Origin of the sequence: Methanomethylovorans sp., from assembly GCF_050177135.1 — an archaeon.
GTDB lineage: Archaea > Halobacteriota > Methanosarcinia > Methanosarcinales > Methanosarcinaceae > Methanomethylovorans.
In genome coordinates, this window is the sequence record NZ_JBFXHJ010000065.1 from 1 (window position 1) to 12,656 (window position 12,656).

14 protein-coding genes are annotated in these 12,656 nt (G+C 44.0%); 8 read left to right on the forward strand and 6 right to left on the reverse strand.

Features of this window, described 5'->3' with window-relative positions:
• The 3 genes from AB7U21_RS06740 to AB7U21_RS06750 all read right to left on the reverse strand — a co-directional run.
• Positions 1–897, reverse strand: an 897-nt coding sequence (locus AB7U21_RS06740; protein ID WP_428387866.1) for a cobalamin biosynthesis protein, incomplete at its 3' end; no start/stop codon positions are given.
• Positions 882–2,387, reverse strand: a complete 1,506-nt coding sequence (locus AB7U21_RS06745) for an aminotransferase class I/II-fold pyridoxal phosphate-dependent enzyme (RefSeq protein WP_428387868.1) — start codon at positions 2,385–2,387, stop codon at positions 882–884. The genes AB7U21_RS06745 and AB7U21_RS06740, both read right to left, overlap by 16 nt.
• A 125-nt stretch (positions 2,388–2,512) precedes the next feature.
• The gene (locus AB7U21_RS06750; RefSeq protein ID WP_333787331.1) at positions 2,513–4,000 is read right to left on the reverse strand and encodes an aminotransferase class I/II-fold pyridoxal phosphate-dependent enzyme; all 1,488 of its coding nucleotides are present in this window, start codon (positions 3,998–4,000) and stop codon (positions 2,513–2,515) included.
• A gap of 146 nt (positions 4,001–4,146) precedes the next feature.
• Here AB7U21_RS06750 and AB7U21_RS06755 point away from each other — a divergent pair, with 146 nt between their 5' ends.
• The 6 genes from AB7U21_RS06755 to AB7U21_RS06780 all read left to right on the forward strand — a co-directional run bounded on the left by AB7U21_RS06755 (position 4,147) and on the right by AB7U21_RS06780 (position 8,811).
• Positions 4,147–4,920, forward strand: coding sequence for a TIGR00266 family protein (locus tag AB7U21_RS06755; protein WP_333787330.1), 774 nt, complete (start codon positions 4,147–4,149; stop codon positions 4,918–4,920).
• 55 nt (positions 4,921–4,975) lie between these two features.
• Entirely contained in the window at positions 4,976–5,629 is a 654-nt protein-coding gene (locus tag AB7U21_RS06760; protein WP_428387883.1) for a metallophosphoesterase family protein, read from the forward strand.
• A 50-nt stretch (positions 5,630–5,679) separates the two neighbouring features.
• The gene (locus tag AB7U21_RS06765; RefSeq protein ID WP_333787329.1) at positions 5,680–6,210 is read left to right on the forward strand and encodes a hypothetical protein; all 531 of its coding nucleotides are present in this window, start codon (positions 5,680–5,682) and stop codon (positions 6,208–6,210) included.
• 23 nt (positions 6,211–6,233) lie between these two features.
• Entirely contained in the window at positions 6,234–7,397 is a 1,164-nt protein-coding gene (locus AB7U21_RS06770; RefSeq protein WP_428387871.1) for a tRNA (guanine(10)-N(2))-dimethyltransferase, read from the forward strand.
• A 117-nt stretch (positions 7,398–7,514) separates the two neighbouring features.
• On the forward strand, positions 7,515–8,108 hold the full coding sequence (locus tag AB7U21_RS06775; protein WP_428387873.1) for a MarR family transcriptional regulator: 594 nt from the start codon (positions 7,515–7,517) through the stop codon (positions 8,106–8,108).
• 13 nt (positions 8,109–8,121) lie between these two features.
• Positions 8,122–8,811 carry a DUF2110 family protein gene (locus AB7U21_RS06780; protein ID WP_333787326.1) on the forward strand — a complete coding sequence of 230 codons (690 nt, stop codon included), beginning with the start codon at positions 8,122–8,124 and terminating at the stop codon, positions 8,809–8,811.
• Positions 8,812–8,820: 9 nt separating this feature from the next.
• On the opposite strand, the gene AB7U21_RS06785 is transcribed toward AB7U21_RS06780, so the two are convergent.
• Complete coding sequence (locus AB7U21_RS06785; protein WP_428387875.1) at positions 8,821–9,567, reverse strand: ArsR family transcriptional regulator; 747 nt, start codon at positions 9,565–9,567, stop codon at positions 8,821–8,823.
• A gap of 108 nt (positions 9,568–9,675) precedes the next feature.
• Between AB7U21_RS06785 and AB7U21_RS06790 the strand changes: the two genes are divergently transcribed.
• Complete coding sequence (locus tag AB7U21_RS06790) at positions 9,676–10,704, forward strand: class I SAM-dependent methyltransferase (protein ID WP_428387877.1); 1,029 nt, start codon at positions 9,676–9,678, stop codon at positions 10,702–10,704.
• Between the two features lie 16 nt (positions 10,705–10,720).
• On the opposite strand, the gene AB7U21_RS06795 is transcribed toward AB7U21_RS06790, so the two are convergent.
• On the reverse strand, positions 10,721–11,200 hold the full coding sequence (locus tag AB7U21_RS06795; protein ID WP_428387879.1) for a DUF2124 family protein: 480 nt from the start codon (positions 11,198–11,200) through the stop codon (positions 10,721–10,723).
• Positions 11,201–11,253: 53 nt separating this feature from the next.
• Positions 11,254–12,216: a methenyltetrahydromethanopterin cyclohydrolase gene (gene mch / locus AB7U21_RS06800; RefSeq protein ID WP_292351435.1), complete on the reverse strand. Its 963-nt coding sequence runs from the start codon at positions 12,214–12,216 to the stop codon at positions 11,254–11,256.
• Between the two features lie 178 nt (positions 12,217–12,394).
• Between mch and AB7U21_RS06805 the strand changes: the two genes are divergently transcribed.
• Positions 12,395–12,656 (forward strand): hypothetical protein (locus AB7U21_RS06805; RefSeq protein ID WP_428387881.1); only part of this gene is annotated, 262 nt, incomplete at its 3' end.

The following is a 12,656-nucleotide window of genomic DNA, read 5'->3' on the forward strand; positions in this document are numbered from 1 at the left end:
TTTAATATGAAAGAACTGAGGATAAGGATTCCTTGCCGCCAGCACATACACATCGGGTTTCTCAAGACGAATACCCATAGCTCCTGCAAAAGCCGCCATGGGATAGCCTGAGTTTGGAGATGGTGTCTTTGTCCCATCTTCAATAGCAATTTTGACCGCACTCGCAGGATCAAGAGATCTTGAAAATGATGGTACAAGCCGCAAGAGAATAGCTGCTATGGATATGGGTATCAGGGACAACCTGGCAGGTATCCAGTTCAATATATCATCTGTTCTTGCTGAGAACCAGCCTAGGTGCAGGTATTGGGGATCCCTGTAACCTACCATGGAGTCAAGGGTGCTTGTTGCCTTGAATACATATGCTGCGATGATCCCTAATGGTCCGAACAATGCAAAGTAGAACAACGGTGAAAGGATACCATCAACAAAGTTCTCAGATGAGGTTTCGATCACAGCCGATGATACCTGCTCCGGCGATAGCTTTGAGGTATTCCTGCTCACATACATGGAAAGATTCTTCCTTGCTCCCTCCAGATCACCTCTAGCAAGCTCTCCGTACACTTCTTTACCCGCATCCATAAGGCAGCGTACAGCAAATGTCATCTTCAGGAACCAGGCTGCCACAAGATATCGTATCAGTGCAGGTATGCTTTCGGTATCCAGTATCAAAGTGGCAACAGTACCAATAAGAGCAGCAAAAAGAATGCAACACAATGCCATAAAGATACCATAGATCCTCCTGTTCTTGGAGGGTGCCCTGTGCTTGAAAAATGAGATCATTTTACCTATCCATACAACAGGATGTATGGCAAAAGGCGGCTCCCCTAATACCAGATCAATGACAAATGCCAGGACCAATACAACGATCAGGTCAAATCCACTTATTGTGAAGAACATAATCGAGGCTCCATGACCTGTTCCCATGCCTTCTTAAGCCCGTCCTCAGTACACCCCTCAGCAGTGAGCACAGTTAGCATCTTTTCAACCACATCAGGCTCATGCACTATCCTGCATTCAAGACAGCTCCAGACCTCATTCCCACTTGAGCCGGTTATCCACTTACCATCAGTACGCCCATCCTGGCACGGATAGAACGGACAGAAGCAAAAAGTGCAATCCTGGCCTTCAAAATGGCAGGGATAGTAATTGCATTCCCTGTTGCTTCCCAGAGGCCCTTTGCCCCGGGCCTTTGCCAGATTGCGCTCCAGATAAAGGATCGCCTGTTCTTTTCCCCATTCCTGAATGACCTGCCTTATACAATCCACTATCCGTTCATTTTCCTCTCTTGTACGCACAGCTATACGTATATGATGTTTCCCGATATCCTGGAAAGAGCTGCAATCCCTTATTAATACGCCATGTACTGCCATCCTTTCCGTCAATTCGGTGGAATCCATGGATAGATCGCTTATGTCCACATAAATAAAGTTAACAGTGCTTTCAATAGGTCTGAACCCGCGGCGTCCCAGTTTTTCCATGAGGAACTCCCGTTCTCTGTCTATCATTTCCCTGGATTCCAGAAGATATCGGCTGTAACATCCGCCTTCCATATTCATGAGAACGGTACTCACTTCTTCTGCCACACACCCCAGGTTCCAGGAAAGTCTCGCATTATTAAGCAATGTTGCTATCTTTGCCGAAGCAACCCCAAAGCCCATTCTGATGCCGGGAATGGCAAAAGCCTTGGTAAGGGAACGCTGGATAAAAAGATGGTCATTGGATTCCACCAGGTCCACAATGGTCTGTGAGGGATCTGCCAGTTCTATAAAAGCTTCATCAACGAAAAGGACCACATTATTTTCCCGGCATTTGTCTATGAGGCATTGGAGTTCTTCACGGCTGAATAACTTGCCTGTAGGATTGTTAGGATTGCACACAAAAAGCAGTCTAGCTCCCTTTAATATATCGTCGGGCACATCCGGGAGCAACTCCTGTTCTATGTATCTGATCTCAGCTCCGAATATGCTGCACTGCTGTTCATACTCGCTGAAGGTGGGAGATGGAATTAGCACAATATCCCCTTCCTCTATTACGGTCTCTGCAACCAGGCGGATTATCTCTGAGGAACCATTGCCTGGAATTATATTTTCCGCCGTCATTCCCTTCCCTATGAAGCTGGCAGCTGCTTTTCTGAATTCCAAGTAACGATTGTCCGGATATTGGCCCATTCTTTTAAGGGCAGTATATAAAATGTTATCCATATCAAGCCCGGTGTATGGATGGTCAAAAGGAGTACCATATGGATTAAGACTGGCACTTGCATCCAGTAATTGAGATTCCGGTATGCCGTATTGCTGGGATGTTTTTTTCACCAGGCCTCCGTGTTTGCATGGCTGGACCTTTAGCAGATGTTCTCTGACCGGGATAAATTTTGTTTGCCTTGACACAGTTATCGCCTTTTTTTAGATAACAGGACCTATATTAAGTTATTCAATTATCTTTTATCTAATTAAATTAAACTTGTGTATAGCTTCAGCTCCACGACCTCAATATACTGGAATGATAACATATATTATAGTAAAGGCTTTATTACTAAATTCCATGCCTTCTTTATGTTATCTTCTGTATCCCCCTCTTCCATGAGGATATCAAGTATCTGTCGGGATAATCTGGACTGATGTATATATGTACAGTTCTCACAGCTCCATACTTTATTACCGCTGGATCCTACTATCCACTTGCCTCCGGTACGTTCATCCTCACAGGCATAGAAGGGGCAAAAACAGAAGGTACAATCCTGTCCCTCGAAATGGCAGGGATAATACTGGCACGTACCTCTGCTGGCAGGAGCGGACCCTGCCGCAGCACTTTCAATGGTAACTTCCAGCCGTTCCCTTGCATCCTCTTTACTGGTTTCGGTAAGAACTTCGCCTATAGCCTTCAGAAGGATCTCGTTATCTTCCTGTACATGCAATCCTATCCTGACAAACTGTTTCTCTGCCTGGAAAAAGTTACTGCAATCCTTTATCAGAAAACCTTTTGATGCAAGATTTCCAGTAAGGGTATGCGAATCCATAAAAAGGTCCTTGAGGTCCACAAGAAGATAATTTGCGTCCGAAGGCTGAGGGGAAAAACCATAGATACGTCCGATGCGGCTGATCAAATAATTACGTTGAGAACGTATAAGCTCCCGGGAATCCTCCAGATAGCTGGAATTAATGCCTCCTTCTATATTGAGCACCGCTGTACACAAAACGTCTGAAAATGCACCGATGCTCCAGGGAAGACGAGCATTATTGAAAAGCTGGACAGTTTTTTCGGAAGCTATGGCATATGCAGCGTTAAGTCCCGGAATTGCAAATGCATGAGCAATGGAACGGACGACCACAACAAAATCATTATCAAAGATGTGGCCTGCAAGGGTTTGGGATGGATCAGATAGTTCGATGCAGGATTCATCCACGATGAGGAGGGTCCTCTGTTCAGCACATCTCTCTGCAAAAGGCCTTAATTCCTTCCTGGAAATAAGGCGCCCTCCCGGATTACCGGGATTGGATAACAGCACCACTCTGGCACAGGATAACAGATCATCATCTGCCAGCAGCAGCTCGTGGGGGGGAAGAGGGATCACACGTGCACCGAATAATCCAGAATAGCGGTTATACTCCGGAGGCGAGGGGAAAGGGACCAGTACGATATCTCCCTTTTCAAGAGTACAGCCCAGAACAAGTCTTATGATCTCACATATCCCACTGCCTGGTATGATGTTTGAAGACGTTAATCCCTTTCCTACAAAACCTGCTGCAGCATTTCTGAATTCCAGGTATCTGTTATCAGGATATTGGCCGATGAGGTTCTTGGAAGTATTTATCAAACCATGAAGATCCAAAATATTTTGATATTGGAAGATACTACCCATGGGATTGAGACGTGTGCTAAAATCAATCGTATTTGCTTTTTGTGGATCGGTCTTTGCACGAAGTTCATCCAGAAGGGTACCATGATGACACTGAGCGATCATACTTGCATTATCATTAAGAACTGCTCTTTTTTTCTTCATGGATGATCTCCCCTGTCACTTATGCACATATGATATAATTAAGTTTTTATCTTTGCTTCTGCTAGAACTATACACTAGTAGCAGAGGCAATTCTGGATACCAACTGTAATATCCTGTGTCCTGGATCGCTTAAAGGAGAGATGAATATGGCAGATGTTATTGATTACAAGATAATTGGGAACGATATGCAGCTCGTTGAGATAGAACTGGACCCTAAAGAGAGCGTAAGGGCAGAAGCGGGTGCTATGATGTACATGGGACCAGGCATCAAAATGGAGACTTCGACAGGTGGGGGCTTATTGAAGGGCCTTAAAAGAGCCGTCACGGGTGAGAGTTTCTTCATTACTAATTTTACCCATGAAGGAGAAGGTAAAGGCTACATAGCTTTCGGAGCTCCCTACCCGGGAAAGATCATTTGCCTGGACCTCGCTCAATTGGGAGGGGGTTTTATCTGCCAGAAAGATTCTTTCCTCTGTGCTGCAAAGGGAATAGAAATTGAACTTACGTTCACGAAGAAGATCGGAGCAGGACTTTTCGGAGGCGAGGGTTTTATCCTGCAGAAGCTCAGAGGCGATGGCCTGGCTTTTGTTCACGCAGGTGGAACTATAATAGAAAGGGATCTCAAAGCTGGAGAAGTCATAAGAGTTGATACTGGCTGCATATGCGCATTTGCAGAAAGTGTTAGCTATGACATCAGCTTTGTGGGAGGATTCAAAAATGCACTTTTCGGAGGCGAAGGAGTAGTACTCGCAACTCTGCGTGGCCCTGGAAAAGTATTCCTGCAGAGCCTGCCATTCTCCAGGCTTGCTGACAGGGTCATGGCTGCTGCAAGATTCCAGAGCCGCGATGAATCAACGGGTATAGGAGGGATCGGCGGCAAAGTCATTGGTGGGATGCTGGGAGGCGACAGGTCCTTCTGAAAAGGAACTAACAAAAAGATGAAACAATAAATGTCAATACAGAGGTGCATTGGAAGTGAGAATTTTTGCGATCGCTGACCCTCATGGGAACTATTCGAAAATAGATGGTCTTCTGGAAAAAGCCGGCAAAATAGATCTTGCTCTTGTGGCAGGGGATATTACCAATTTTGGTCCGGATGAGAAGGTAATGGAACTTTTAGATCATTTCGATGTCCCTGTACTGGCAGTGCCCGGAAACTGCGACCATCCCTCTATACTTGACGTGCTTGACACTTCAAATGCTGTGAACCTTCACCACAAGTCCCATACGATAGGTGATACAGTATTTGTAGGTTCAGGAGGTTCCAACCCCACTCCCTTCTGTACACCTTTTGAGATGCAGGAGTGCGACATTGGGTCCGGGCTCGAAGAAATTATCAAGGCTGCAGAAAGTAACAATATGAAGATAGTATTACTCACCCATGCTCCTCCGTATGGCGTTCTGGATGAGATACCATCCGGACATGTGGGATGCACATCTTTTTCAGCTTTCCTCGGCAGGGTACAGCTCATTGTATGCGGGCATATACACGAGGCAAGAGGAGTGGTAAGAACAAAAGGTACCGTAGTTGTAAATCCCGGTATGGCAGCATCTGGATATGCTGCCCTCATAGAGATGGATGATGATAGCCAGGGACATAAGGTCGAAGTTCAACTTCTGCATATTTGAAGTGAAAGTTTATTAGGTAGAGGCCTTTAATGTATAGGCAGGTGATAGGGATGAAAACTAAAGCTTTACTTTTATTATTTGTGCTGTCTGCTGTCATGTTGTCAGGTTGTACAGACGACATGACTACAGATGGTGAAGTTAATGTAACGCACAATGTCACTACAGATACTGATGGCGATGATAATGCCACTACTGAAAATGAAAACAATGCTTCTGTTGGTGAAACTGAACAAAACGATACTACGACCTCAGAGCAGCCAACAGTAGACGTGCCTGCGAAAGAGACTACAACTCAGGGACCTCAGGTAATAGATACCGGCGTATCCCGTTCTTATACCATACGTCTGGAAAAGTTCCTCTCATCTCCGAATACCCTTGAGGTGGCACCTAAAGATACTGTGTTCTGGATCAATTTTAATGATCCCATCAGAGCATTTACTATCGTGAGCGAAGATGGTCTTTGGGAGAGCCGGTCTATAGGATACAGGCAATCTTTCAGCTACACTTTTAATGAAACCGGGACATATAATTACAGTATTCTGGGTAATCCCAGGATGAGTGGGACCATCATAGTTAAATAATAGCAGTCATTCGATTGGGACCGATGAAGACCAGGACTATTCTTGAAGGTTGTACCCGGGCATTGGTCCCCATGGTTCCGGATGACCGGCAGCTTTCCATATCTTCTGCAAGTGTTTTTTATAATCCGGAAATGGAACTTAATCGTGATATATCAGTGGCATCGATAGCTGCTTTTTCTGAGGTACTGGCATCAAGCAGAGATCTGGACCTGTCGGAGATCACCTATGTGGACGCACTTTCAGCTTCCGGCATGCGTGGACTTCGGATCTCAAAAGAAGTAGGGCTTAATGTCACCCTTAATGACTGGAGCGAAGAGGCATATAACCTGATCAGGGAAAATGCAGAACTCAATGATCTTACGGGTAAAGTGAGAACCTGCCTTGGGAATGCTAATGTATTGTTGCATAAAGAACGATATAATATAGTGGATATAGACCCTTTTGGATCACCTACCACCTACCTTGACGCTGCATCCGGTTCAGCTATAAATATGATTGCTGTCACAGCTACGGATACTGCTCCCCTGTGTGGAGCACACTTGAATTCAGGCATCCGGAAATACGGTGCAGTGCCTTTGAACATTGAATATCACAGTGAAATGGGGGTGCGCATCCTGCTTGGTATGATCGCAAGGGACCTTGCAAGACATGAAAAGGCCATGCAACCCATGTTATGCCACGCTACCAGGCATTATGTGCGGGCATATCTTGAATTGAAAAAAAGTGCAAAAAAAACTGACAAATGCTTAAAGAATATGGGGTTCATAGCGCATTGTACCAGTTGTATGGACCGGTCGGTCCATTATGGACTGGCAGTGCATATACCCGAAAAATGTGAGAGATGCGGAAATTCCACACATATTGCCGGTCCCTTATGGCTGGGCCCTCTGCACGACAAAGATTTTTGTGACGCCGTACTAATACAACTGGCTCAAAGAGAACTGGGAAAGAAAGAGCATGCAATGAAGATAATTGAGCTGTGCAGAAATGAACTGGATATACCTACTTTCTATGATCATCATCTTCTGTCAAAAAAACTGGGAATATCTGCCATACCTATGGAAGAGCTACTTAAGGAGTTAACAGCACAGGGGTTCAAGGCGTCAAGGACACATTTCAGCGGAACATCTTTCAAAACTAATGCAGGTATAGAGGGAATATTAGACACTCTGAGAAGATTTCGATAAATATAAATATCTTCACAGGGGTATAATTACATAAAGTAATATACAATAAAATAGATAGAAATGAGTAGATAATTCTCTTCTAATTCGCAGGACCGATCATAAAAAGAGAGAGAAATTATGGCTAAAGAATATGCTGAGCAACTATTCCTTCAGGAAAAACCTACTTTGGCACTCCTTGCCATCTGGTCCTTCCAGAAAACGTATGCTTCTGTAATTACAAAAGAGATCAATTCGACATTTGCGCACACAACGAAGATCCTCTCAAAAATGGAAGAACATGGACTGGTAAAATTCACAATGGAAGGACGGGTCAAATATGTGGAGCTTACAGATTCAGGTTTTAAGGTAGTAGAAGCTCTGAAAAATCTCATCATTGCGCTGGAAGGCGAACTGCCTGAGGGGATGGAACAGGCAGAGGAAGGGAGTGATGACGATCCCAGAAGCAACAGGAATGGTGTCCTTCCGGATAATAAACAGGATCAGGATATATACGAGAAGATCAAAAGGCTGAACGATACAATTGTCTCCATTTATAATGAACTGGTCACCAGTGGCGCAGATACGGAAACTGTTATAAGGAGACTGGGACCTTTCAAAAGGGACCTCAAGAAGATCGAGAATATCATGCGGGAATATCAGGATATTGAAGATGTAACTCTCGAGTATTTCATTGAAACAAAGGACCTTCTCGAGTCACTTATAAATCAGTAAGAGATCATAAGACATGAAACAGATCACATTATGCATAAAGGTCTATGGGAACGAAAAAAAAACAGTAGATACTATTTCTGCCACTGTTGCAAATGAGTTAAAAGAACTGGCTGTCCAGATCAACATCACTGTTTCAGCTGATAGATGGGCCATCGCTGAGATCGAAGGGGAGGACGAGGAGTTCGCAAGCAATCTTCTTATAAAGCAATATGGAACCCTGACATCTATTCCGGACAAAGGGGCAATATACAAAGGGTTTATTGATTCCATCGAAGAAGACAGGATAGTTGTGGACATAGGTACGCAAATTATCATTTCACCAGAAAACATGAAGGACCTGGGACCAGGAAATGCCCGACAGGTTGCCTCACGTTTTGGCATGATCAGATACCTGCCTGTTGAGGTAGAGATCATTAACAACGAACCTAAAATACAAGGCAAGTTCAGTAAATATCAGGCTGACACATGGTGGCAATGGAAAAAAGCTGGATACGACAGGGTAACAGCAAATGCCATTACAAGGTCAGAACTAAAAGCTGCAGTAAAAAGAACAGGGCATGCAAGAGACATATACGGCATAGAAAGACTCGGAATAATGGAACACGCCATCGTTTGCAGGGAAACTACCGATGGACCTGGTATCGTTGCAGCTATTGGAAGGTTAGTACCTTCAGAGCTTGGAGTGATAATAGGTTCTTTTTAATATCTGATCTCACTTATTCAGAAAATGTACAATAAAAAGGCATCTATCCTTTCCATTACCGCAGCATTCTATTTCCTGCACGCAGCAAGAAATATTAAGTGAATGAACTATTGTTCCTTCGATGATGCCTTCAGTAAAAGAGCACAGGTTCTTTCCTATGGTAGATATAAGCTTGTAATCAAAGCATTTCTCAACCGCTATTATCAAAGGCTCACTGTTCGCAAGATACATAGTACCCATCTGATACCTTTTCCAGAATACAGCCAATTCCTGGACGAGATACTCTATGTCCTTTGAAACGAAATTAGAAGAGATGCTTATACCAATGTCCCTGCCTATCTTTCTCATTATAGGATCACTGTTGATCCCATGAGCATCGAAGCCAAACTGTATAGCACGAAAAAAACATTTGAAGCATCCATGCTTTTCAAGTTGTGGAGAAGCTAATGTTTCCAGAACGTTCTTATAGTGCTTAAGAATAGGAGGCTGGGAATGAGCCATGTGCTCACATTTGAGGTAATATGTTTTGCGACGTTTATCTTCCTGATCGCACTCTTCTTCTACGAGTCCGGAAGACCGCAGGTCATTAAGATGTACTGAGACCGTGGATTTAGCTTTTCCTGTGTGTTTTACGATCTCATCAAAAGAACGTGAGCAACCTTTTAAAAAATCCAGTATCTGGATCTTTACAGGACTGTTCAACGCGACAAAACCATTCCCGTTAGAAAAAAGAGCAGTCCGGTCGCAATCGTTCATATTACATTAAATAACAATAACTCTATATAAACGTTAGCTAATAGTCGAATAGATTCCAAAAAAGCTGTTTATTGAACTATATAATTACGATCGATTATGGTTACCGATATGCAAAATCAACGAAGTCTTACTGTTTGCGTACCTATTGAAGAGGCAGAGATTATAAGGACCTGGCTGTTGGAGAGCAAAGTTCTGGATACAGGTCGTAAGGTTAGGAAGATCACAGAAAACGGAAAAAAATACCTGCTTTTGCCTGTAACAAAAACGATTCCTGGATACACATGTATTAAAGATGGGATGCCAGAGTTCTACATTTCTCAAAGATCTCTTAAAGAACACCTGTCTAATGAGATAACTCCACAAGAGCTCGCAAGAGTGCCTTCAGGCTGGCAGGTTATCGGAAGCGTGATCATAGTGACCATACCAGAAGAGCTCGATCACAGGACCGTGATCATCGGCGAAAAGTTGCTGCAAATGTATCCAAGGTGTAGCTGTGTTGTAAGAGATAAAGGTATTCATGGAACTTTCAGACTCCCGGCAAGAGAGATCATTGCAGGTCATGATACTGAAACTATACACAGGGAGAACGGCTGCTTTTTCAAGCTGGATGTTACAAAGGTGATGTTCTCAAAAGGAAACCTGGCTGAAAAAAAACTAATGAGCGTATCCGCCTGTGGGGAAGTTGTTGTAGACATGTTTGCAGGCATTGGATATTTCTCTATACCCATAGCATTTCACTCCGCACCAAAAAAGGTCATATCCGTCGAGCTAAATCCGGTATCCTTTGGTTACCTTCAGGAAAACATCCATTTGAACCATGTAGACGATCTGATCGAGCCCCTGCTTGGTGACTGTGCTGTTGTTACACCGGAAGGTGTGGCTGACAGGGTCATCATGGGTTACGTGGGAACAACCCATCATTATCTATCGAATGGTATAAAGGCCCTTAAGCCTGAAGGTGGCATACTGCATTACCATGAGACCACTCCTGAAAAACTTTTGTTCGAAAGGCCTGTGAACAGGATACAGGAAGCTGCTCTGCAGCTTGGAAAAAAGATGGAGATCATAGGGACCAGGCGTATTAAAAAATATGCTCCCGGCGTATGGCATGTGGTTGTAGACGCCAGGATCACCTGAAAATCACATAATTCAGTTACATTGCATCTGACTTCAGGCAGTTCTCAAGATCAGAGTCTATGATGTGATCAAAACCAATTATATCTGTCCACCCTTCCTTTTCGAAGATGGACTGGAAACATACTCCTATAACAAGCTTTTTGCGTGATCCTGAAGGCAAGTTGTCCAGAAAGGCTTTTACTTCGCCGGGTGTGGAGCCTATCCTGGGCATAGCAAGTCCTCCAAGCAGGACGATCGTATCACCCTCAGGCACTACACTATCACCAAGCTGCATGCCCTGAGGTGCAGCAATGATCGATCTTGCATTCTTTACATCAGTATTAGGTATGAACATCATTGCTTTACCGCTCCCACGCAATCCATACGCAAGGAGTTCAGCAAATGGAGTACAAAAACCCGGGGAACCCACAAAGATTATGCTTTCCGATCGTTTTACAAGTTCCCTGAAAGCAGTGAGCTGGCCACCTATGCCTTTTGAAGTGCTTAAGACCTTCATATAGTTCTCCAAAAAAGGCACAACCCATTGGGCTGTACCTGAATTTGAAACGATCAGACTTCCTTTATTCCAAATGAATCAAGAAGTATACCCGGGTTGATACGACCGCTTGTAAATGACTTCTTTGTTTTCTTGTCATTTATGGTGATCTTTGCAGGAGCGAACATACCTGCATCAACCTTGAAGAAGTCAAAGCCTGCTTCTTTAAATGTGGTGAAGAACGGTTTACCAAAGTCCCTTGATGTTGTGGAAGGTGCCTTCTTAACATACTCAGCCAGCTTTTCAGCATCTCCATACTCAACTGTATAGTAGGTCTCACCACAATAAATAATACAGTCATTGGTAGAACCCATGCATTTTGTATCGTCACCTACGATGGGTGCAATGGGAGCTACTCCAAAACCACTCTTAATGGTATTGATATCGAATCCTATTGACTCCAGTTTGTGTATACCGGTCTCTACTATCCTTGCTGATATCTGCACACTGCCTGCGATCGAAGCAGTAGGTGCAACGGCAATGTATACATTCTCAGTATCAACACTACAGTGTTTGGCTATGTATTCCACTACTTCTTCTGTGGGAAGAGCAGATGATTCCATGACCAGGACTGCAAACTCAGAGTCATCCTTGTATCCTATCTCCTCATAAAGTTCTTTTGGCTTAAGGCCAAGGGCCCTCGCAGGTCCTGAACCCATACCAAAGTACTTCCCTACGGATATTCTCCAGCCGGCATACTGTGAACCCATGCATGCTATGACCGGATGATCGGTAGCTACCTGTATGGCAGGCACCGGCAGTCCGTTCAGATCGAACTTAGTATAGCTAAGGTCTGCAAGGTCAGCAAGACACAGACGGGAAAGGTACATACCTGCATCGTAACCACCCTGCATCTTGACACCGCAGTCAATTACAGTAGCCCCGTTCCCAAGTTCAAAGGACTGGACATTGAGTTCTTCTTCCCAGTCGAGCATCTCATCGATTATATCTAATCCCTTTTCGTTGACACTGATCACAAATATCACTCTGAGTTAGTTCGTTGGCTCTGTTTTGATTGAAAAGCATATATAACTAGCGATTTGAAGCACACTACCGGATAAATAGGACATTAAACGGCATTTCTTCACAAATGTTATATATAAAGTATGATTATAAATGTGCATTAATATTTAAAAATGACCTCAGAGCACAATCATGAATCATACATGGTGCGCAAGCTCCTTATCCTACCAGACAACAGTACCCGAACAAAACCACAGGGAACTTTTGAATGAGCTGCCTGTCGGAATAATCTCATGCAAAACCGACGGTACTATAATTTCAGTGAACCCTTTCCTTGTGAAACTACTTGGTTCTCCTTCAGAAGAGGCTACAAAGGAGATCAATATTCTCACATTCCCACCTTTGGTGAAGGCAGGCATATCGGCAGCTGTCCGGGAAGTGATCGCTACAGGAG

Bases quoted from the DNA above. Each gene is read 5' to 3' on its own strand.
- AB7U21_RS06750 (WP_333787331.1), bottom strand. From the start codon at position 4,000: ATGAAGAAAAAAAGAGCAGTTCTTAATGATAATGCAAGTATGATCGCT.
- AB7U21_RS06755 (WP_333787330.1), top strand. From the start codon at position 4,147: ATGGCAGATGTTATTGATTACAAGATAATTGGGAACGATATGCAGCTC.
- AB7U21_RS06765 (WP_333787329.1), top strand. From the start codon at position 5,680: ATGAAAACTAAAGCTTTACTTTTATTATTTGTGCTGTCTGCTGTCATG.
- AB7U21_RS06770 (WP_428387871.1), top strand. From the start codon at position 6,234: ATGAAGACCAGGACTATTCTTGAAGGTTGTACCCGGGCATTGGTCCCC.
- AB7U21_RS06775 (WP_428387873.1), top strand. From the start codon at position 7,515: ATGGCTAAAGAATATGCTGAGCAACTATTCCTTCAGGAAAAACCTACT.
- AB7U21_RS06780 (WP_333787326.1), top strand. From the start codon at position 8,122: ATGAAACAGATCACATTATGCATAAAGGTCTATGGGAACGAAAAAAAA.
- AB7U21_RS06785 (WP_428387875.1), bottom strand. From the start codon at position 9,567: ATGAACGATTGCGACCGGACTGCTCTTTTTTCTAACGGGAATGGTTTT.
- AB7U21_RS06790 (WP_428387877.1), top strand. From the start codon at position 9,676: ATGCAAAATCAACGAAGTCTTACTGTTTGCGTACCTATTGAAGAGGCA.
- AB7U21_RS06795 (WP_428387879.1), bottom strand. From the start codon at position 11,200: ATGAAGGTCTTAAGCACTTCAAAAGGCATAGGTGGCCAGCTCACTGCT.